The organism is Candidatus Nanopelagicales bacterium (assembly GCA_030700225.1).
Classification (GTDB): Bacteria; Actinomycetota; Actinomycetes; order S36-B12.
Window position 1 is genome coordinate 1 of sequence record JAUYJT010000016.1, and the last position, 21,650, is coordinate 21,650.

Here is a 21,650-nt window from a genome sequence, read left to right on the forward strand (position 1 = left end):
CGTCTGGAGTTCGCGGCGTGGACGATCTTGTTCTTGCCCGCGTAGATGGCGACGTGACCGTTGCCATTGAAGAACACGATGTCGCCGACCTTGCGTTTGCGCGCGCCAACGTGCTTGGTTGTCGGGCGCAGTGCGTAGGAAGATCTTGGCAGGTTCTTCCCGCCAACCTTCCGGTAGGCCCAGTTCACTAGCCCGGAACAGTCGAACGTGTTCGGCCCCGCCGTGCCCCATACGTACCGGCTGCCCACCCGCGTCTTAGCCTTGCGGACGATCGCACGGCGCAGAGCCTTGCGCTCCTGCCCGGACTTGACCAGGATCTTCGCCGTCGCGGCTTCCGCCGGAGGCGTGGTGGACGGGGACATGGCCAGCACCGTGCCAGCGAGCGCGGCGGCCGATGCCGCCGCTATTGTCCGGGTAATCGTCGTACTCAAGTCTTCTCCTTCTTTCTTTCCCCACGAGCTGATCCGCGCCCGCCCCGCTTCCGGCACTAGGCACGAATCTGCGACCGTATGCCCACCCAGGGGGGGCCGCTCAACATGGCTGTCCCGCTATCGGACACTCCTGCGACACGTCGGCGACGCTTTCGAGACATCCGTGACACGGTGTAGTGAGAGCCCGCTCACGTCTGGACGCGCGGATGATCGCGGGAATCCCTCGCCCCGCGCGATCTCGTCACTTAAGGTCAGCGGCCGCGCCCAGATGTGTGACGCCCGTCACATTCGCCGCAAGACGGACAGAACCCCGTCATCCTCAGGATCTGGAATCAGCGTGGGAACAGCGGCTTTGACGACGGGATGCGCCGAGCGGACCGCGACAGCGCGCCCGGCCCACAGCAGCATCGGCAGGTCATTCGGCATGTCGCCGACGGCCAACACGTCAGCCGAGGTCATTCCCCACCCGGCGGTCATCTCCGCCAAGGCCGTCGCCTTGGTCACACCGCCGGGCCCGAACTCCAGCAGGAGTTGGCTGCGGGTTGAGTGCGTCCCCTCGACCAGATGACCGACGTGGCTGGCCACTTCGGCCGCGAGTCGATCTGCCTCGTGAGCGCCACCGGGCAACCTGACTAGCAACTTGACGATCGGAGAGCCCTCGATCAGTTCATCGAACGAGCCGACCCGCCTTACGTTGTGCTTCGCCTCGGGGTTGAAGGTCCGCTCTCGGCGCAGGATCGAATTGGAAAGCGGCCCTAGGTCCGCCTGCTCCACGGCGAACGCGGCATCAGGCCCAAGGCACTCGCGCAGGGCCACCAGGACTTCCCTGGCGACGTCGGCGGGGATGGGCGAGCACCTCGTGATCAGCCCGGCGCGCAGGTCGACGATCACGGCCCCGTTCGCGCAGATCGCATGGCCCACATGGCCGGTGGCCTCTACCACGGCGTCCATCCACCTCGGTGGCCGCCCAGTCACAAACACGATCCGGACGCCGCGCGCTTCGGCAGCCGACAGGCCCTCTCTGGTAGCTGCGCTGACGCTTCGATCCGGGCGCAGCAGTGTCCCGTCCAGGTCCGTCGCCAGGACGCACCGCGCGGGAGTCACGGCGATGACGGCGAGAGGTGCTCGCGGCCACCGAGCCAGGGGCGCAAGGCAGTCGGGATGCGCACGCATCCGTCCGGCGTCTGGTGGTTCTCCAGGATCGCCACAATGATGCGAGGCATCGCCACCAGAGTTCCGTTCAGCGTCGCGACCGGGTGAGTCTTCCCATCGGATGAGCGGAACCGGATCTTCAACCGGCGAGCCTGAAACGACGTGCAGTTCGACGCGGAAGTCACTTCTCTGTACGTGTTCTGCGTCGGAATCCACGCCTCGATGTCGAACTTGCGGGCCGCGCTGGCACCGAGGTCGCCGGTGGCCACGTCGATCACTCGGTAGGGGATCTCCAGCAGGTCCATGAACTGCCGCTCCCAACCGAGGAGCCGCTGGTGTTCGCTGATCGAATCGTCCGGGTGGCAGAAGGAGAACATCTCGACCTTGTCGAACTGATGCACCCGGATGATGCCCCGGGTGTCGCGTCCGTGAGTCCCGGCCTCGCGGCGGAAGCACGGCGAGAAGCCCACGTAGCGCACCGGCAAGTCGGCCTCACTCAGAATCTCGTCGGCGCGGAAGGCGGCTAGCGAAACCTCGGCTGTCCCCACCAGATAGAGGCCATCCGCCTCCAGGCGATACACGTTCTCGGCGGCCTGACCCAGGAAGCCGGTCCCGGCCATCGCCTCGGGCTTGACCAGCGCAGGCGGCAGAACCGGCGTGAATCCCTCACCCACCGCCAATGACATGGCCAGGTTCAGCAGGGCCAACTCAAGCAGCACAGCGTCACCGGTCAGGTAGTAGAAGCGCGCCCCGGAGACCTTCGCGGCCCTCTCGGTGTCAATCGCGCCCAGAATCTGCCCGATCTGGAGGTGATCCTTCGGGCTGAATCCCTCGACCGCGAAGTCCCGGGGTTCGCCCACGGTCGCGATCAAGCGGAAGTCCTCCTCGGCCCCGACCGGAGCGTCGGCGTCGACGATGTTGTCGATCAGCATCAAGCTGGCGTCAACCCTGGCGGAGGCAGCAGCAGAGACAGCCGCCTTCGTCTTCACCGCGTCAGCCAGGCCCCCCGACTCGGCCATCGCGGCAGCCAGCTCCCGCTCGACCTCAATCAGCGCCTCCCCCGTCGCGGTCTTCTTCCGCCCCACGAGTTGACCCACAAGCTTGCTCTGGCGCTTCTGCTCCGCCCGGGCAGCCTCGAAGGATCGCAGAACCTCACGCCACTCCCGATCAAGCTCGAGCGCCCGGTCAACCAGCGCGGGGTCGGCGCCCCGTCGCCGTTGCGAATCGCGGACAGCGTCTGGTTCCAGCCGCAGCACCTGAAGGTCGATCACCCCAGAGAGCCTAGCGATCGCGCCGCGGCACGCCTCAGAGGTAGGGCCCCGGTGGCGGCCGTCGAGTCCCTGGCGCGCCTTCCTCAGACGGCGCCTCGACGTTCATCTGCGGCACCGCCCCTGGTCCCGCGGAGATCGCCCGGCGACGGACTTCCTCGAACGCTGCCCGTGCTGCCATCTGCTGAGCGAACAGCGCGGTCTGGATTCCGTGGAACAGTCCTTCAAGCCAACCAACCAGCTGAGCCTGAGCGATCCGCAGCTCAGCCTCGGTGGGTTGGGAGTCTTCGGTGAACGGCAGCGTGAGGCGATCCAGTTCCTCAACCAGCTCGGGAGAAAGGCCGTCCTGAAGTTCCTTCAACGAGCGGGTGTGGATGTCCCGGAGGCGCGTGCGGGCGACCTCGTCAAGCGGGGCGGCCCTGACCTCCTCAAGCAACTGCTTGATCATCGACCCGATGCGCATTACCTTCGCTGGCTGTTCGATCAAGTCCGTGATCCCTTGACCCTGATCGTCTCCGGTCTCGACGGTCGCAGCCGAGCTCTGGAGCACTTCGCCGATCATCTCCCCATCAGGCCCCACAACTATCACGCGATTGGCATTGCTGACTGGATCCGTTTCGGCTTCGCTCGTGTCGGCTCCGCCCGGGTCAGGTGTCTCGGCCATGCCTTGATTCTGTCACTCGACGGGCGAGTCAGCATCCGCGAAGGTCAGCGGCGTAGGAACAGCCCAGCGTTGGGAGCTAGCGATTGGCGCAAAGGTCCACCTGCTTGAGCGCCAGGATCCGATCCACCGAATCGTTGACCCGGCCTTCGGCGATGCGTCCAGCCTCCACAGCCTTCCTGAGTTGCTTGATCACGTCACTCGCCTCGTCCAAGCTGTCCCACAGCGCGATGTCAGCCCCGGCGGCGATCGCCTTCTCGGCGGTCTTCGCGATGCTCATGTCGCGTGCGATCGCGAGCGCGGATAGCGAGTTGGTCATCGCCACCCCCTGGAAGCCGAACTCATCACGAAGCAGCTGATACGCGAACGGGGACAGCGTCGCCGGCCGACCCTTCGTCAGGCCAGGCACTGCCGCGTTTGTCAGCATGACCGCCACGGGCTCCGCACTGAGCAACGACTCGTAGGGGATCAGGTCTGAACGCTCCAGCTTCGACAAGGACCGCGTCTTGAGGGGCTCCGCGCCGGAGTTGTCGATGCCCGAGCCCAGCCCCGGAAAGTGCTTCAGGACCGGGATCACTCCGCCCGCGCGTAGGCCGTCGGCGAACGCACCCGCGAACTTCGTCACGGTCTCGGCATCGTCGGAGAACGAGCGGTCACCAATCACTGAGTCGTCCGGCTGCGAGCTGACGTCCACGACCGGAGCCAGGTCCATGTTCAACCACAACTTCCGCATTGTGCGGCCAATCGCGGTGCCCTGCTTCTTGACTTGCTGCGACGACATCTCGTCGGCCATCGATCGGGCCGACGGCAGGTAGCCGGTAATCCCCTCAAGCCGCTGGACACGGCCGCCTTCCTCATCGACGGCCAGGAATGGCGGAACTTCGCCGCCGGCATCGACTACCTGGGCGAGCTGGCCATCGGCGTACGCGGTGGAGTTGGACCCCAGGAAGTTGACTCCGCCGACTTTGCCATCGGCGATCGAATTGACGGCGGCGCTGATGGACTGCTCAGCCAACGAGCTCGGCGCTCCGCCCATGAGGAGCTGCCCCAGCCGACGCTGAATCGGCCACTCGGCGATGGCGGTGCGATTGCTGCACTCCGCCGACCCCGACGGCTCCGGGGAGCCCGAGCCGCACGCACTCAGCACAAGGCCGAGGGCTACGAAAGCGACGAAACTGGCGGACTTCATCGGAAGCACCATGAACGCAGGCTACCTGGACGTGCCGCCAAGCCACTGGATGCGGGGATTGTCGCCCCCAGCGTCGGCCCGGCCGAATGCGCACGCCGCAGCCGATCGACCTGCCAGAATGCGCGGATGAACTTCCCTGGCGATGTCGAAGTCGCCGACCTGTCGATCCTGGACGAGGCAGAGCGGGCGGACCTCGTGTCGTTGATCCAGCGTTCGGAGCGTGGCGAAACTGGAGCGTCGGTAACCACAGCGGGAGACGTTGGCGTGTTTCTCGACGGCCCCGACGCCGAGCTGTGGGCCGGGAGGCTCTTGCGCCGCGAAGGACGCTTGATCGGCGCGCAATTCGTCGAGTGCTACAGCGAGGCCCGCGACGTCCTGCTCGACCCTCACGTGGAAACGACGATGCCCAAGGATCGTCGGCGAGCGATTCTCGACGCGCTCCTCCAAGACGGCCTCGCATCCGCCCGCATCATCGCCGCCAGATACGAGGCTTCCAGCTCCCGGCCGGAGCGTCATGACCCACATCCAGCACTGGTGAACGCCGATCCGCACTGGGACACCAACCCGGATATCTGGCAGGTTACGGCCAGCTCGCTAGCCGGGGAGCATGAACGGAACGACGCCTACAGCCGTGCGGGATTCCGGCATGTTCGTACGTTCGCTCAGATGCGGATCGATGTGGCCGCAACCACTCCCGCCCCGCCCGCCCCGCGTGGGGTGACATCGCGTGTCGTCTGCGGCGACAGCGATTTGCGGGCCGTCCACGCGATCTACAACGAGGCATTCGCCGACCACTGGGGCGAATACCCCCGGGCCTATGAGTCCTGGCTGGCCAACCATCGAGCTCGGCCCGGGCACGATGAAGGACAGTGGGTGCTCGCGATCGTGGATGGTCAGCCCGCGGGAATCTGCTTGTGCGACGACTCCAAGGTCCCGCATGGCTACGGGCATGTGGAGATCCTGGGCGTACTGCGGTCAGCGCGAGGCCGAGGCGTGGCGGACTTTCTCCTACGAAGCGCCTTCGCCGCGTCCGCCGCACGGGGTCTTCAAGGAACCGAACTGGAGGTTGACTCGTCTAGCCCGACCGGAGCGGACCGCCTGTACTACAAGGTCGGGATGCGGCCCCACGAGTCGTACCTGTCCTGGCTGACGCCAGTCCATCCCCCTTCGGCCTAACGCTCGCCTTGTCGCGACCCCCGAGGCTCCCCGGCGGCCTCTCGCCCAGCCCCGCCCCGCGTCCCTTCAGTCGTCGTCCGCCCGCCCGATATGCCCGGATCGTTCCCTCGATCTGCCCGCTATGGTCGTTACCCGGCAGGATCTGAGGCGGGTAACGACGATAACGGGTCGATCGGCGGCACCGGGTCCATCGGCCCCGGACTCAGCTAGTCGAACGGCGAGGGCTCGTCGGCTGGTTCACCTGACTCGGACGCTCCAGCCGAAGCCGCCGCTGGTTGGGGTCTTGTCCCGGACTGCTGGATAAGCACCAAGCGATCGCCGCGATTGAACGCCCGGACGCTGTGACTGTCAAACCGATGCACAACGCCCTCTCGAATGACTGCCAGCACGATCTGGCCCCCAGCGTCCAACTCCTCCGGACCAATCCCGACCTCGGCTGGCTCCACGTCGCGTTCCATGACCTCAAGCCCGCGGGCCGAGTCCAACAGGTCCTCCATAAGGCTGCCGGCGGTCGGGGATATCAGCGACATGGACAGCAACTGGCCAACGGCCTCAGCCGTCACGATGACCGCGTCCGCGCCAGAGTCCCGCAGGAACTGGGCGTTGGCGGCTTGCTTCGCGACACAAACGACTTTCGTGTTCGGGGACAGCCTCTTGACCAGCATGGTGATAAGAACGCCCATCGGATCATCACTCGTCGCGATGACAACGCGGCCCGCGCGACCTATGCCCGCCTGAATCAGTACGCTCTCGCGGCTGGCGTCCCCCATCACAACCGTGAGCCCATTCGCGGTAGCCTCGCGCACGCTTTCCTCGTCAGCCGCGATGACCACGATTCGGTCAGCCGCCGTGCCGTGCTCCCGCAGTCCACGGATCGCGCTTCGCCCGGTGATGCCGTAGCCGATGACCACCGTATGATCTGACACTTTGTCCCTCCACTTCCGGACGCGCCATTCGTACTGCGTCCGCCTGGTCAGCACTTCGATGGTCGTTCCGACTAGGACGATTAGGAACACGAAGCGCAAGGGTGTGATGACGAGGATGTTGAGCAGGCGAGCGGTCGGGTCGACAGGCACGATGTCGCCGTACCCGGTCGTCGACAACGTGACTGTGGCGTAGTAGAGCGAATCCAGCAAGGACATCGAGTCCCCCGCGGTATCGCGGTATCCATCGCGCTCCCAGAACACGATCATCGTCGTGATCACCAGACACCCAACCGCTATCGCGATTCTCCGGAAGATGGCAGCGCCCGGCCGCTCGCGCCCTGTCGGCAGCACGAGCTTGCCTCCACCGCGCTGCACCTGCACCGGGCCGGTCTTGTCCACGCTCCGACACTAGCGCCGCACCACCGTCCCGCGCGGTGAAGAGCGAAGGTGTTCGATCGCCGCGCTGGGACGCGGGCTCCCGAGCCCTACTCGATCCCAGGCAACCGGATCACGCTGACGCACTCCCCCGCCAACCCCCTACCGGCATCGACGAACGCCAGACCGTCCGCGCTGCCAAGAGCACCCAACCCGTGGGGGCCCAGCCAGGGGTGAGGCTGCGCGAGGTCAGCCAACTCGCCTCGCTCGATCACGACGGGAAGCGACCGCTCAGTTCCAGAGTCACCAACCGCGGACCGCAGCATCGCCGTGGCAAGCATCCGATTCGCCGACTGCCCGGCCAGTGTGTAGATCATCGGGTTCAGCAGCAGCGCGCAAGCGATCACCGCCCCAGCTGGTTCCCTGGGGAGCGCCAAGACACGGCGACTGTCGCGAAGTTCCGCCAACCGCACCGGCCCAGCGGGCCGCGCGGCCAGCTCGTCGATCAGGATCTCGGCGTTCAGTCGGCGAAGGGCGACATCGATGACAGGGTCGATTCCCGGATGGCCGCTTGACGTGATCACGACGATGTCAGCGCCAGCGGAGTCGACTACATTCGCCAGTCGACCCGCGTCCTTGGCGCCGGCGGCGTCCGGAAGACAGCGACCTCCCGACGACATCGCCCAGGCTGGCACCAGCGGCGCCAGAACGTCCCGGTCCTTTCCCCTGCGCGGAGGTCCGGAGCTCAGCAGACCCGAAGACAGGACCACGGTCGCGATACTCGCCGGCGGGATCACGGTCAGTTCGTCGCATCCGGCCGCGGCGGCCAGCGCCACAGTGCCCGCCGAAACCGTTGTTCCGGCCTTCAGCAGCAGGTCTCCAACCCCGGCGCACGACCGGGCTAGCCGAACCCCGGTCCCCGGCTCGATGAATCCGGGCCGACGCGATGCGACCGTCCCCCAAAGGGCGGTACCCCCAGCAGCGGCGTCCCCAACCAGCACGTGGAGATGCCGGGCGCTTTCCTCCAGCACGGAACACTCGTCGGCCAAGACGGCGGTGCATCCCAACGGAATCCTGGAGCCCTCGCCGACCCGCACGGCCTCACCGTCCCGCAACGAGTCAGTCGATGGTGACTCGGCTTCGATCCAGGGCCCAACGCCACTGACGGCCCAGCCCGAGTGATCCGCCGCATCGAAAGGAGGAAGGTCCGCCATCGCTGCCACCGGCTGGGCGAGCACGCGGCCGATCGCTGACGTCAGTCCCACCTGTATGGCGGGGCCGGGATCCATGTCGGTCGCGATCCTGCGAGCTTGTCGCCACGATGTAGCGGTCATGGCGGCAAGTCTGTCTGGCGACGGAGCGGATCGGCGCGAGCGACACGGCGTGTTGACGCTCGCGTCAACATGACACTAGTGTCAAGTGCCGTACCGACGACCGTCCCGACAACGAGGAGGCGCGTTGGCACCCGTTCTGCGAAGTCGCGTGGATACCAGAAGCGAAGACTTCCTGTCCAACCGCGAAGCCATGCAGGCCGCGGTCGCGGAAGTCTCCAGGCTGCAAGCCGCGGTCGTGGCTGGTGGAGGTTCGGCCGACGCGGACAAGAACGCCCGGGCAGTGGCTCGCCACCGCAAGCGCGGCAAGATGCTGCCCCGCGAGCGCATCGAGCATCTCCTGGACCCCCTGTCACCCTTCCTGGAAATGTCCCCGCTAGCGGGCTGGGGCACCGATGACCCGCTCGGCGGCGGCCTGGTCACCGGAATCGGATTCGTTTCGGGGACCGAATGCATGATCAGCGGGAATGACCCGACTGTGAAGGGTGGTTCGCAGAGTCCCACGGCGGTGCGCAAGGGACTTCGGGCCATGGAGATCGCCCGGGCCAACCGGCTCCCAATGGTGGGACTGACCGAATCTGGTGGCGCCGACCTGCCGAAGCAGGCGGACATATTCGTTCCGGGTGGAGCGTCCTTCAAGAACCTGACGCAGCTGTCGGCCGCTGGAATCCCATCGATCTCCCTAGTGTTCGGCTCCTCGACGGCTGGCGGAGCGTACCTGCCAGGGATGAGCGACTACGTGGTCCTGCAGAAGAACTCAGCGCGCGTGTACCTGGGCGGCCCGCCGCTGGTCAAGATGGCGATAGATGAGGACGCGGACGAGGAGGAGCTCGGGGGCGCCGAGATGCACTCCCGGATCTCCGGGCTGGGTGACTACCTCGCCGAGGACGAAGCCGACGCACTGCGCATCGGCCGCCAGATCATCGCCCACCTGCGTTGGCGCAAGCACGGCGGCGGACCCGACCGCCTCCCTGCCCCACCCCTTTACGACACCGACGAGCTCGCGGGTATCGCGAGCGCCGACATCCGGGTTCCGTTCGAGGCCCGCGACGTGCTGGCTCGGCTACTTGACGGCAGCGAGTTCGATGAGTTCAAGCCCCTCTACGGATCGACGCTGGTCACTGGTTGGGGGCATCTTGGCGGCTACCCGATCGGAGTCCTGGCCAACAACGGCATCTTGTTCAGCGAGGAAAGCCACAAGGGCGCGCAGTTCATTCAGCTTTGCAACCGGATGGACGTGCCGATCCTGTTCTGCCAGAACATCACCGGATTCATGGTCGGGACGAAGTATGAGCAGGGCGGGATCATCAAGGACGGCGCCAAGCTGATCAACGCGGTGTCCAACTCGACCGTCCCGCACCTGACGCTGATGATGGGGGCTTCCTACGGCGCGGGGAACTACGGCATGAGTGGCCGCGCCTACGACCCGCGCTTCGTGTTCTCCTGGCCGAACCACCGGATCGCGGTGATGGGCCCCAAGCAGCTTGCCGGCGTGCTCACGATCGTCGCCAAACAGAAGTCCGAGGGCGCTGGCATCCCATTCGACGAGGCTGCCTTCGCTCCGATGCGTGACGCGTTCGCCCAGCAAGTGGAGTCGGAGTCCACGGCGCTGTTCGCGACGGGGAGACTTTGGGACGACGGAATCATCGACCCCCGGGACACGCGCACGGTCCTGGCTCTGGCGCTCTCGGCGGTGCATTCGTCCCCGGTAAGCGGCACAAGCAAGTTCGGCGTCTGGCGGATGTGACATGGACGGCACCCCTAAGGCAGAGATCACGCGGCTTCTGGTCGCGAACCGCGGCGAGATCGCGGTGCGTGTGTTCGAGACGGCGCGCGACATGGGCATGACGCGCATAGCGGTGTTCTCCGACGTGGACCGCGACGCCCGCCACGTCAAGGCCGCGGACTACGCGGTGCGACTTCCCGGAGTCTCCTCAGCTGACACCTACCTCAACGCCGAGGCCATCATCGAAGCCGCCCTGCGCACACGCGCCGACGCGATACACCCCGGATACGGCTTCCTGGCGGAGAATCCGGACTTCGCCCAAGCCGTGCTGGACGCGGGACTGAAATGGGTCGGCCCGCCTCCGGAGGCGATCAGGGCCATGGCGTTGAAGGTCGAAGCCAAGCGGACTGCCGCGGAGGTGGGGTTGCCACTGATCCCGGGCGCGGAGATACCCGACTCGGTCGGCGACTCCGAGTTGGCGGATCTGGCCGACGGCGTCGGTTATCCGCTGCTGGTCAAAGCCTCCGCCGGTGGCGGCGGTAAAGGGATGCGCCTGGTGTCCGATCCGTCCGACCTCAATGAGGCCGTCGCGGCCGCGCGCCGGGAAGCCAGCGCCGCGTTCGGGAACGCCACCGTGTTCCTGGAGCGCAACCTGCCACGGGCGCGACACGTAGAAGTTCAGATCTTCGGCGACACTCACGGCAACTACTTGCATCTGTTCGAACGCGAATGCTCGATACAGCGGCGTCACCAGAAAATCATCGAGGAGGCGCCGTCTCCGGGCGCGACCATGGCCACGCGCTCAAGGATGTACGCGGCGGCTCTGGCCTTGGCCAGACGGATCGGGTACGTCGGCGCCGGCACGGTTGAATTCATGGTCTGCGGTGACGGGGACGCCCAGGAGTTCTTCTTCCTGGAGATGAACACGCGCCTTCAAGTCGAACATAGGGTCACTGAGCAGATCACCGGGACCGACCTGGTCCAGTGGCAACTGCTCGTCGCGCAAGGCACCAAGTTCAACATCGAGCAGGATGATCTGGCCGTAGACGGTCACGCCATCGAGGTTCGCCTCTACGCCGAGGACCCGGCCCGGGATTTCCTTCCCGGAGCCGGCCGTCTGACCACGTTTGAGATCCCGCTGTCCCTGGCCTCCGAAGTGGACTCCGGATACTCGGCCGGCGACACAGTCCCGAGCCAGTACGACCCGCTCATCGCGAAGATCATCACGCACGATGGATCGCGCGAATCGGCCGCGCGCGACATGATCGAAGTGCTGGACGAGACGTCGATCAGCGGCATACCGACCAATCGCGAGATGCTGCTCGCGGTACTGCGTTCGTTCCCGTTCTACGCCGGGGACACTACGACGGCCTTCCTCACCGAGCACCCCGACGTCACTCAACCCCAGCATGCCGACGTGCTGCTGGAGCCTGTCGCATACCCGCTCGCTGCCGTGTTCAGGTACCTGTCCATGCTCGACGTACCCGGCGACTGGGCGCAGGATCCGTTCGCGTCGAGTTTCTCCACCGACCCGGTGCCGCCGCGTTGGAGGAACGTGCTCGGCACGCCCGGTTTCGTCAGGCTGGCCAGCGGCGGAGACGGCGCCGGAGAAATGGTGTGGGTTCTGCTTGAACGCACGGCCGACGACAACTGGCAGGTCGCGCTTGGCTCAGGAGACGGACCGTACGGAACGACACCCAGGGACCTCGGGACCGTGCGGGTGACCAACCCCGCGTGCGATGAGTCCGGGATGCCGCTGGCAGTGCCCGGCTCGCACTTCCTCATCGAAGCTGAAGGCCTGATCACGAGGCTGTCGGCCGAGGTCGGTGCGGCTGGTGAGCTTCTCGTGCGCGGCCCCGACGGCAACGCGGTGTACCGAGTAGTTGGTCCGGACGCGAGCGAGGGACAGCAAGGTCCCCCCGCCGGACCCATCGCTCCCGTCCCTGGGACGGTCGCTCTTGTGGCTGTGTCGCCGGGGCAAGCCGTGTCAGCTGGGGAGACTCTCGTCGTCCTTGAAGCGATGAAGATGGAGCACCGCATCAGGGCGGAAAGTGACGCGACAGTCGTCGATGTGCACGTCAAGCCCGGCCAGTCCGTGGAGGCGCACGCGATGCTGGTGACCTTGTCGGCATCCGCTGGGGAATCATCTGAGTCGAGCGAACCGGAGGCAGCAAAGTGACCGCAGCACAGCCGCGCAGGCCCGTGCGGATAGCGAACTGCTCAGGTTTCTTCGGCGACCGCTTGTCCGCCGCGCAGGAGATGGTCTCCGACGGTCCGATCGATGTCCTCACGGGCGACTGGCTAGCGGAACTAACAATGCTGATCCTCGCCAGACAGCGCATGAAGCACGGCGCCGGATCCGGATACGCGCGGACCTTCCTGGCCCAGATGGAGCAAGTGCTCGGGTCGTGCCTGGACCGCGACATCCGAGTCGTCACCAATGCTGGCGGACTGGACCCCGCCGGACTGGCCAGCGCGCTGCGAACCAAAGCCGGCGAGCTCGGCCTGTCCCCAAGCATCGCGGTCGTCACCGGAGATGACCTGGCGCCTCGGATGAAGGACCTGACAGATGCCGGTGAGCGCTGGGTGAATCTGGACACCGGTGAGGAGTTCGCGAGCTTGGGAGTTCCCGCGCTTACGGCCAACGCCTACATAGGTGGACGAGGGATCAGCACCGCTCTGGCCGCGGGCGCCGATGTCGTGATCACGGGCCGATGCACCGACGCCGCGCTGGTCGTCGGTCCGGCGGCTTGGTGGCACGGCTGGGACTACGACGACCCTGACGCACTGGACAAGCTGGCCGGATCGATCGTCGCGGGGCACGTCATCGAATGCGGCGCCCAGGCGACCGGGGGCAACTACGCGTTCTTCGAGGACGTACCCGAAATGGAGCACATCGGGTTCCCGATCGCCGAGGTGGCGGCATCCGGTGACTCGGTGATCACCAAGCACGCCGACACCGGAGGCATGGTGACGGTGGGCACGGTCACGGCGCAACTGCTCTATGAGATCGGCGCTCCCTGCTACCTGAACCCCGACGCGACCGCCGACTTCGGGTCCATCCACCTGACCCAGGTGGGCCGCGACCGCGTCAGGATCAGCGGGGTCAGGGGACTGCCACCGCCGGAGACGCTGAAGGTCTCGCTTAACTACCTCGGCGGCTTCCGGAACACATTCACCCTGGTGCTCACCGGACTGAACATCGAAGAGAAGGCCGAGCTCGCGCTGCGGACGATCGCGGGCATTGGCGTAGCGGATCTGGACCGCCCGCCGACCGAACTGGCGGCAGCTAGCCGACTGAACGTAGCCGAACTCTCCTGCGTGCTCATCCGTGGCGAGAAGGAGAACCCAGCCAGTCTGGCCGAGGGCCAGGCGTTCCTTCGGATCAGCGTCAAAGACCCCGATCCGAAGAAGGTCGGCAAGGCATTCACCGCGCCCGCCGTGGAATGCGCTCTGGCTTCCTACCCCGGGATGTTCCCCACTACACCGCCGAGCGAGGGGACTCCCTACGGGGTCTACTGGCCGACAACGGTCCGATGCGTGGCTGTACCTGTATCGGTAACGGTGGACGACGGGCGTCCAACTATCGTGCGTGGTTGGGGGTCCCCCCGCGAAGTGGGGGAGGGTCATGGAGACGCCGGTGCGGCGAGTGGAACGTGTGGCTGCACCCAGGCGGGCCCGCCCACGCCAACCATTGAGGACCAACAAGCCGCAGACCTCGTGACGATCCCCCTCGGCTGGGTCGTCGGCGCCCGCAGCGGAGACAAAGGCGGCAACGCCAACATCGGGCTATGGATCCCCGATCCAGTCGAAGTGGAGGCGATCGCGCTTGCCGCCGCCGCCGTCGACTCGCTGATCGCGTCGTCACCGGACGGGGACGTTGAAGCCGCGTGGCAAGCCGACAATGCATTGTCCGTCGACGAAGCGACGACCGACCGGGCAGACGCGGCGTACGCGTGGATGTGCGAAGTGCTGGCCGACACCGAGAAGGTCTGGCACCTGCTGCCCGACGCCCGCGACCTCGAAGTCCAGATCCACCGCCTCCCCAACCTGCGCGCGACGAATCTGGTGATCAAGGGAATCCTCGGGCGCGGGGTGTCGGAGAACACCTCACTCGACCCGCAAGCCAAGGGCCTGGGGGAGTTGCTTCGCGCCCGTCTGGTGAACGTGCCCCGCTACCTGCTGGACAGGTCCGCGCCGCGATGAGCACAGCCCGAGTCACCCGTCGCGATCCGGCGACCGACCGAGGTCGGCGCACAAGGTCCGCTCTGGTGGCCGCGGCGCGGGGCGTATTCGAGGAGCGCGGATTCGCCGCGACCCGGATGGGTGACATAGCCACCGCAGCCAACGTCAGCCACGGAACCGTCTACACCTACTTCGACACCAAGGAAGACATCCTCGCCGCCGCGGTCGAGGACCTGATCGCGGATCTGCGCGAGTCGATCCGCGCCGTTGACATCGTTGATCCTGTGGCTCGCGTCGCCCACGCGAATGAGAGGTACGTCGCGGCCTACGCGGCGCACGCCCGGCTGATGCGAGTCTTCGAAGAGGTGGCGACGACCGATGCGCACTTCCGCGAGATCCTGAACGACCTCCGGCGCACGCACGCCAATCGCGTCGCCGCCAGCATCCGCAGGCTCCAGGCCGAAGGCGCTGCCCTAGTGGACCTGCCACCGGAGCCAACCGCGGCCGCGTTGTGCGCGATGGTCGAGGGCTACGCGCGGCACTGGTTCGAGAACGGGGCGTCGCACGACACGCAGACCGCGGCCGGGACCCTCACGATGCTCTGGGCCAGGGCACTGGGACTGCCCCGCGTCACGGCCACGACAGCCACGCCCCACGCCGGGGAAACCCAAATACCTAGAACCGCCGAGTCAGCCAAACAAGGAGGCACCTGATGGAGTTCACCGCCGAGCACGACCAGTTCCGGCAGGTGGTTCGCGGATTCGTTGAGCGCGAGATCAATCCCTACGTCGAGGAATGGGAAGCCAAGCGCATCTTCCCCGCGCACGACTTGTTCCCCAAGCTCGCCGAGATCGGGGCGTTCGGCCTTGAGTACGACGAGGAGTACGGAGGCCAGGGCGCCGACCACACCTACACGCTCGTGCTCATGGAGGAGCTCGGCCGCTGCGACTGTGCCGGCGTACCGATGGCGATCGCCGTCCAGGCGACAATGGCCACTCCGGCGCTGCACCGTTTCGGCACGCATGAGCTGAAGATGAAGTACCTCAAGCCCGCCATGGAGGGTCGGGCGGTGTGCGCCGTAGCCGTGTCCGAGCCAGACGCCGGATCCGACGTCGCGGCTATCCGCACTAGGGGCAGGCTGGACGGCGACGAGTGGGTGATCAACGGCCGGAAGATGTGGATCACCAACGGCATCCAGGCCGACTGGATCTGCACGCTCGTACGCACGTCCGACGAGGGCGGCTTCGCCGGGATGTCGCAGATCATCGTTCCGACCGACACGCCCGGATTCAGCGTCGGGCGCAAGATCGAGAAGATGGGCAACCACTCCTCGGACACCGCCGAGCTGATCATGGACAACGTGCGCGTCCCGGCCAGCAACACGATCGGCGAGATCGGCCGGGGCTTCCAGCAGCAGATGGTGCAGTTCCAGGATGAGCGGCTCACGGCCTCCTACATGGCCGCGGCCGGAGCGAGGCGGGCGCTGGACCGGACGATCGAGTACTTGAGAATGCGGGAGGCGTTTGGCAAGCCGCTCCTGGCCAATCAGTACCTGCAATACAACCTGGCCGAGCTGATCGCTGAGGTCGACCTGCTCACCGAGTACAACCACGTGGCAGCAGAGCGCGTGGCAGCCGGCAAGGACGCGACCCGGATGGCCACCATCGCCAAGCTCAAAGTCGGCAGGCTCACCCGGCAGGTAGCCGACGCGGTTGTGCAGTACCACGGCGGAATGGGCTACGCCGAGGAGATGTGGCCCTCCCGCTACGCGCGGGATTCCCGGCTGATCAGCATCGGCGGCGGCGCCGATGAAGTCATGCTGCGGATTCTGACGCTGCTCGAGGGGATGGGTAAGCGGTGAGCGAACCGGTCCTGTATGAAGTAGCGGATCAGGTCGCGACGATCACGTTGAACCGGCCTGAAGCGCGCAATGCACTCAACGCGGCGGCCCTGTTCATGCTCAGGGACGCGCTTTCATGCTCAGCCGACGATGCGGACGTGCGAGTAGTAGTGCTCACCGGCATAGGCGACACGTTCTGCGCGGGCGCCGACGTCAAGGCAGCGCTGTCGGGTGACGCGGGTGGTTTCGCGGCGACCGGACCTCAGGCCATGGCGGACTTGATGTGCCAGATCCTGGATCACCCCAAGCCGACGATCGCCCGGGTCCAGGGCAACGTCTACGGCGGAGGAAACGGACTGCTCGCGTCATGTGACCTTTCGGTCGCCGTTGACACGGCACGGTTCGCGTTCAGCGAGGTCCGACTGGGCGTCACACCGGCGATCATCTCCGTGGTGTGCTTGCGCAAGATGGCAGCAGCCGACGCCGCTGAGCTGTGCCTGCTGGGCGAGCGGGTGTCGGCTCAACGCGTTCGCTCTGCCGGGCTCATCAACGCGGTCGAGCCCGCTGACGGTCTGGACAGCCGGATCGCGCAGTGGATCCAATCACTGCGGCTAGGCGGCCCGAACGCCCTGACCGGAACGAAGGAGTTGCTGCGCCGTGTTCCCGGGATGCCGCGGGATGAAGCGTTCGCATACACCGCCGACTTGTCGGGCGAGTACTTCAGATCAGCCGAGGCCGCGGAGGGCATGACCGCGCTACTCCAGAAGCGACCACCGCAGTGGGCCGCCGAGGCCTGACGGCGGTGCGGTGTGCGCGAATAGACGCTCACGGTGTCTAATGGCCTCGTGGGGAAAACCGTGATGGTCGTGGAGGACGAGCCGGAAATCCGTCTTGTCCTGCGTACCTTCCTGGAAGACGAGGGCTACCTAGTCGTTGAGGCGGAGACCGGCGAACAAGCGCTGAGTCTGTCTCTGGACGCCACGCCCGATGTCGTACTCGTGGACCTCAGGCTGCCCGGCATCCACGGGCTCGATGTCGTCCGGTCCCTTCGGGCAACCAGTCAAGTACCCATCATCGTCGTGACCGCGCACGCGGACAGCCATGACGTAGTTGCCGGGCTCGAAGCCGGCGCCGACGACTACGTAACCAAGCCGTTCGTCCCCAAGGAGCTCGGAGCCCGGATCCGGGCTCAGATGCGCCGGAGCGCCGTTCATGAAGGTGAGATCCAGCAGGATGTCGTGGCCTGCGGTCCGATCGTCATCCGGCCTGACACCGCGGAGGCGTTCAAGGACGCGACACCGCTGGCGCTTTCCAGAACCGAGTTCAGAGTTCTGCAGGAGCTGATCCTGGCCCACGGGCGAATCCTGAGCCGCGATGACCTGCTGCGGCGGGTCTGGGGGTACGGCAATGCGGGGGACGGCCGCGTAGTCGACAACTTGATCTACAGGCTGCGGTCCAAACTTGAGGTAGACGCCGCCGAGCCGGAACACCTGGTCACGGTGCGGGGATTCGGCTACCGGCTGAAGCCGTGAATTCTGAGCGGGGCGACTCGGGGCAATTCACATTGAGTACGTGGCTCCCGGGGCTCTCAAGCCGGGTCGCGTTCACATTCGGGATGATCTCGCTCGTGGCGGCGCTGGCTGTGTCGGGCGCCACGTACGCATCAGCCCGCGTGTTCCTGGTTCAGCAGAGGGAGTCGTCGGCCCTCAACCGCGCGCTGATCGACTCGCGAGTCGTCGACGCGGCCTTGTCAGAGAACGTCCAGCCGGGCCGCGTTCTGTCCAAGTTGCCCGGGACAAGTGGTACGCAGGCCTTGCTCCTGGTCGACGGCGAGTGGTTATCGTCAAACGTGACCGTAGCTCCCAGCGACCTGCCGCCGGACCTGCTCGCCGACGCGGCCCCCGATGGGGCGTGGATGCGGTTCTCCGCGCAATCGGGCGAGACCATGCTCGCCGTAGCGATCCCGGTGAATGGAGGCGTCTTCGTCGAGACGTCATCGTTCTCCGAGCTGGACCAGACTCTTATGGCGCTGGGCTGGGTGCTCGCGGTGGCGTCGTTGACCGCCTTCGCTGTGGGCGCTGCCGTCGGGCGCTACGCCGGTCGCAGGTTGCTGCGGCCGCTTCACGCGCTGGCAGTTGGATCCCGACGGATCACCGAAGGGGACCTGCGAGCACGAGTTCCCGTTGGCGCCGACCCGGAGCTGGGCGCCATTTCTCAGGCCTTCAATGAGATGGCCGAAGCTGTTCAGGAGAGGATCAGTCAGGAGAAGCGCTTCTCGGCGAACGTGTCGCATGAGCTGAGGTCTCCGTTGACCGGGATCTTGGGCACAGCGGAGCTACTGGAGAACAGCCGAGACCAACTGCCGCCGCGCGAGACGAGCTTGATTACCGCGCTCGTGAGGCAGGTGCGCCGCTTCTCGGTGACGGTGCTGGACCTGTTGGAAGTCAGCCAGATCGGAGGTGACGCTGCTGTCCAGATTGAATCCATCGAGATCGCCGCGCTCATCGACGAGGTTCTTGTCATGAGGGGGTTGTCAACCAGCCTTCGGACCGGCGACACGCCGCGCCTACGAACTGACCCCAGGCGCTTCGAGCGCATTGTCGGCAACCTAGTGGACAACGCCGAACGTCACGGGCGGAGCATGGTTGAAGTTAGCGTCGCGGCCGGAACGAGCGGAGTATCAGTCATGGTCGATGACGGTGGGCCCGGCGTTCCCGAGGAGTTGTCGGAGCGGATCTTCGAGCCCTTTGAGCGCGGGGAGACCACCGATCAGGACGGTGCCGGCCTCGGGCTGGCCATCGTGCGTGAACAGGTCCGGCTCCTCAAGGGCGATGTGTCGGTTTCTCAGTCACCCTACGGCGGCGCCCGGTTCACGGTGAGGTTTCCGGAAACGGTTGCCTGATGCGTCGCACTCCCAAGGCAGCCTTGTCGCTAGTGGCCGTCACGGTGTCGCTGGTGGCCTCGCTCGTTCTGGCCTCCTGCGGTGTCTCGGCCGACACCGGCCCGCGCCAGCTGCCCCCGGAAGTCATTGACGCGATCCGCACGCAGCCGCCGGAGACCGGGGAGCCAGCCAAACGGCTGGTCACGTTGTGGTTCATTGACGAAGGCAAGCTAGTAGCGGTCAACCGCGCAACCGACGTAGTGCCGAGTCCGCAGGAGAAGATCGACATGCTCGCCCAAGGCCCGACGCAGGCTGAGCTGGACCGCGGCCTGCGCGCCGCTGTCACTTCGGCTGTGCCCGATGCGCCTCTGGTCATCACTGCCGCTTCCCTGGACCTGCATGTGTCGGTCGCCCCGGACCAGGTGGCGATAGTGCTCAGTGACGGATTCCGCACGCTGCCAAGTCAGGAGCAGCTACTCGTGCTTGGCCAAGTCGTCGCGACGCTGGCGACCGGCGGCATCAAGTCGGTCTTGTTCGTGGACAGCGCGGGCAACCCGGTCGGCGTGCCTCTACCGGGTGGGCGACTGCAGAACGGACCGGTTACGCCCGCGGACTTCTCGTCACTGTTCCGCTAGGCGGTACCGTGTCGCTGTTGGTGAGGTGTCCGAGTGGCCTAAGGATCCGGTCTTGAAAACCGGTGCACGTCCTGCGTGCCGTGGGTTCGAATCCCACCCTCACCGCTTCGCGTGATGTCTGGAGGCATCCCGGACACGTGACCATGCTGATTCCGGCTGTTGATCTTGGTCTGCGCCCGATTTGTCGGGTTTCCCCCGGCGATCTGCCCCGCGGTGATGCAAATACTCTGATGATCTTGAGAATCCGCGACCTTCCAGGCGGGGAAGATCGCGAACGAGCTTGATCAACAGGGGATTTGCATCAGCAGTCCCTCGGCAAACGCGACCGGCGTGCCCCCCATCCACGCCAGCGGTGAGCGCGGGGGCAGAATCCCACTCCGCGCCGTTGTTCTTCTGCCTCCAGTGCGGCTGGTGGATAGGCTGCCGTCATGACTGTGCGCAAGGTTGCAATGCTGACTGCCGGGGGCCTAGCGCCCTGCCTATCCGCTGCGGTTGGCGGCCTCATCGGCCGCTACTCGGACATCGATTCCGGGATCGAGTTGATCGCGTATCGCGACGGGTACTCAGGTCTGCTCAAGGGTGACTCGGTGACCGTCACGGACGACATCCGCCGTGGCGCGGCGACTCTTCTGTCATACGGAGGAAGCCCGATCGGCAACAGCCGAGTCAAGCTCACCAACGTCGAAGACTGCGTCAAGCGAGGTCTCGTAAGCGAGGGCCAAGATCCCCTGAGCGTGGCCGCTGACCAGCTGACGCGCGACGGCGTGGACGTCCTGCACACCATCGGTGGAGATGACACCAACACAACCGCCGCGGACTTGGCAGCGTACCTGCACGATCACGGCTACGAACTGACCGTCGTCGGACTTCCCAAGACCGTCGACAACGACGTCTTCCCGATCCGGCAGTCACTCGGAGCCTGGACCGCCGCGGAACAAGGTTCGATCTTCGCCCGCAACATCATCGCCGAGCACAGCGCAAGCCCGCGCGCACTGATCATCCACGAGGTCATGGGTCGCAGTTGCGGTTGGCTCGCGGCGGCCACGGGAGCCAAGTACCGCCAGTGGCTGAGCTCGACGGACTGGGTGCCTGGAATCGGCCTCGACAGCGCCAGGTGGGACGTCCACGCCTTGTTTATCCCCGAGATGGACATGGACCTAGCGGCCGAAGCCAGCCGCCTGCGCGAGGCCATGGACGACATCGGCAACGTGAACATCTTCCTGTCCGAGGGCGCCGGGCTTAGCCAGATCGTGGCCGAGATGGAATCCGCCGGGGACACGGTTCCACGCGACGCGTTCGGGCACGTCCGCCTCGACATGGTCAACCCGGGCAAGTGGTTCGGCAGCCAGTTCGCCGAGATGCTCGGCGCCGAGAAGGTTCAAGTATTCAAAAGCGGCTACTTCGCCCGGTCTTCGGCCGCGAACGCTGATGATCTGCGCTTGATCCAGTCCTGTACTGACTTGGCCGTCGAGTGCGCGCTGCGGGGTGAGGGCGGCGTGATTGGACACGACGAGGACCGAGGCGATCAGCTGCGGGCGATCGAGTTCCCACGCATACGCGGCGGCAAGCCATTCGACATCGAGCAGGGCTGGTTCACTCAGATGCTCGCCGACATCGGGCAGGCCAAAGGGGCAGCCGTCTAGCTCGGGCGACATCGGCCTCGAATCGGCGCACCCAGCGCAACCCCCGCTGCTCGCGGAAGCGTGCCCCCGCCGATCGCGGAAACGGCCGTTCCCGATAGACGCGCATGCTTGGGTACAGACGCGCCCGTTAGAACGGTCGTTTCTTTGCGTAACGGGTGCGTTTGGCCGGAACGGCCGCTAAGTCAGGCGGGGCGCGGCGAGGGAGGCGGAGCCAGGGTGGGGGCGAGGATG

The 21,650-nt window shown here is 66.0% G+C and carries 18 protein-coding genes and 1 tRNA gene; 12 read left to right on the forward strand and 7 right to left on the reverse strand.

Translation table 11 applies throughout. The annotated features are described in order from the left end of the window. From Q8P38_01825 to Q8P38_01845, 5 genes are all read right to left on the reverse strand, one after another. Nucleotides 1-431, reverse strand: a 431-nt coding sequence (locus Q8P38_01825; protein MDP4013351.1) for a C40 family peptidase, incomplete at its 3' end; no start/stop codon positions are given. A 282-nt stretch (nucleotides 432-713) separates the two neighbouring features. After that, on the reverse strand, nucleotides 714-1,535 hold the full coding sequence (locus tag Q8P38_01830; GenBank protein MDP4013352.1) for an HAD family hydrolase: 822 nt from the start codon (nucleotides 1,533-1,535) through the stop codon (nucleotides 714-716). Next, nucleotides 1,532-2,854 (reverse strand): serine--tRNA ligase, encoded by a 1,323-nt coding sequence (gene serS, locus Q8P38_01835; GenBank protein MDP4013353.1) that lies wholly within the window; start codon nucleotides 2,852-2,854, stop codon nucleotides 1,532-1,534. The genes Q8P38_01830 and serS overlap by 4 nt, the downstream gene beginning before the upstream one ends. Nucleotides 2,855-2,888: 34 nt before the next feature. Continuing rightward, on the reverse strand, nucleotides 2,889-3,515 hold the full coding sequence (locus Q8P38_01840; protein MDP4013354.1) for a bacterial proteasome activator family protein: 627 nt from the start codon (nucleotides 3,513-3,515) through the stop codon (nucleotides 2,889-2,891). A gap of 76 nt (nucleotides 3,516-3,591) precedes the next feature. After that, nucleotides 3,592-4,713 (reverse strand): glycoside hydrolase family 3 N-terminal domain-containing protein, encoded by a 1,122-nt coding sequence (locus Q8P38_01845; protein ID MDP4013355.1) that lies wholly within the window; start codon nucleotides 4,711-4,713, stop codon nucleotides 3,592-3,594. 114 nt (nucleotides 4,714-4,827) lie between these two features. Between Q8P38_01845 and Q8P38_01850 the strand changes: the two genes are divergently transcribed. After that, the gene (locus Q8P38_01850) at nucleotides 4,828-5,877 is read left to right on the forward strand and encodes a GNAT family N-acetyltransferase (GenBank protein MDP4013356.1); all 1,050 of its coding nucleotides are present in this window, start codon (nucleotides 4,828-4,830) and stop codon (nucleotides 5,875-5,877) included. A 206-nt stretch (nucleotides 5,878-6,083) separates the two neighbouring features. On the opposite strand, the gene Q8P38_01855 is transcribed toward Q8P38_01850, so the two are convergent. Next, nucleotides 6,084-7,202 (reverse strand): potassium channel family protein, encoded by a 1,119-nt coding sequence (locus tag Q8P38_01855; GenBank protein MDP4013357.1) that lies wholly within the window; start codon nucleotides 7,200-7,202, stop codon nucleotides 6,084-6,086. An 86-nt stretch (nucleotides 7,203-7,288) separates the two neighbouring features. Continuing rightward, on the reverse strand, nucleotides 7,289-8,512 hold the full coding sequence (locus Q8P38_01860; GenBank protein MDP4013358.1) for a hypothetical protein: 1,224 nt from the start codon (nucleotides 8,510-8,512) through the stop codon (nucleotides 7,289-7,291). 124 nt (nucleotides 8,513-8,636) lie between these two features. On the opposite strand from Q8P38_01860, the gene Q8P38_01865 reads away from it, so the two are divergent. The 11 genes from Q8P38_01865 (at nucleotide 8,637) to Q8P38_01915 (ending at nucleotide 21,419) form a co-directional block, all read left to right on the forward strand. Beyond that, nucleotides 8,637-10,256 carry a carboxyl transferase domain-containing protein gene (locus Q8P38_01865; GenBank protein ID MDP4013359.1) on the forward strand — a complete coding sequence of 540 codons (1,620 nt, stop codon included), beginning with the start codon at nucleotides 8,637-8,639 and terminating at the stop codon, nucleotides 10,254-10,256. Nucleotide 10,257: 1 nt separating this feature from the next. Beyond that, complete coding sequence (locus Q8P38_01870; GenBank protein MDP4013360.1) at nucleotides 10,258-12,414, forward strand: biotin carboxylase N-terminal domain-containing protein; 2,157 nt, start codon at nucleotides 10,258-10,260, stop codon at nucleotides 12,412-12,414. Continuing rightward, nucleotides 12,411-14,441 carry an acyclic terpene utilization AtuA family protein gene (locus tag Q8P38_01875; protein MDP4013361.1) on the forward strand — a complete coding sequence of 677 codons (2,031 nt, stop codon included), beginning with the start codon at nucleotides 12,411-12,413 and terminating at the stop codon, nucleotides 14,439-14,441. The genes Q8P38_01870 and Q8P38_01875 overlap by 4 nt, the downstream gene beginning before the upstream one ends. Beyond that, a complete protein-coding gene (locus Q8P38_01880) occupies nucleotides 14,438-15,133 on the forward strand; it encodes a TetR/AcrR family transcriptional regulator (protein ID MDP4013362.1) in 696 nt (231 codons plus the stop codon). The genes Q8P38_01875 and Q8P38_01880 overlap by 4 nt, the downstream gene beginning before the upstream one ends. After that, on the forward strand, nucleotides 15,133-16,281 hold the full coding sequence (locus Q8P38_01885; GenBank protein MDP4013363.1) for an acyl-CoA dehydrogenase family protein: 1,149 nt from the start codon (nucleotides 15,133-15,135) through the stop codon (nucleotides 16,279-16,281). The genes Q8P38_01880 and Q8P38_01885 overlap by 1 nt, the downstream gene beginning before the upstream one ends. Beyond that, complete coding sequence (locus Q8P38_01890; protein ID MDP4013364.1) at nucleotides 16,278-17,057, forward strand: enoyl-CoA hydratase-related protein; 780 nt, start codon at nucleotides 16,278-16,280, stop codon at nucleotides 17,055-17,057. The genes Q8P38_01885 and Q8P38_01890 overlap by 4 nt, the downstream gene beginning before the upstream one ends. 48 nt (nucleotides 17,058-17,105) lie before the next feature. Continuing rightward, nucleotides 17,106-17,792, forward strand: a complete 687-nt coding sequence (locus Q8P38_01895; protein MDP4013365.1) for a response regulator transcription factor — start codon at nucleotides 17,106-17,108, stop codon at nucleotides 17,790-17,792. Next, nucleotides 17,789-19,162, forward strand: a complete 1,374-nt coding sequence (locus Q8P38_01900) for an ATP-binding protein (protein ID MDP4013366.1) — start codon at nucleotides 17,789-17,791, stop codon at nucleotides 19,160-19,162. The genes Q8P38_01895 and Q8P38_01900 overlap by 4 nt, the downstream gene beginning before the upstream one ends. Further along, nucleotides 19,162-19,776: a hypothetical protein gene (locus tag Q8P38_01905; GenBank protein ID MDP4013367.1), complete on the forward strand. Its 615-nt coding sequence runs from the start codon at nucleotides 19,162-19,164 to the stop codon at nucleotides 19,774-19,776. The genes Q8P38_01900 and Q8P38_01905 overlap by 1 nt, the downstream gene beginning before the upstream one ends. Nucleotides 19,777-19,795: 19 nt before the next feature. Beyond that, nucleotides 19,796-19,881 (forward strand) — tRNA-Ser (locus tag Q8P38_01910). Between the two features lie 323 nt (nucleotides 19,882-20,204). Further along, nucleotides 20,205-21,419 (forward strand): pyrophosphate--fructose-6-phosphate 1-phosphotransferase, encoded by a 1,215-nt coding sequence (locus Q8P38_01915; GenBank protein ID MDP4013368.1) that lies wholly within the window; start codon nucleotides 20,205-20,207, stop codon nucleotides 21,417-21,419. The last annotated feature ends 231 nt before the right edge of the window (nucleotides 21,420-21,650 follow it).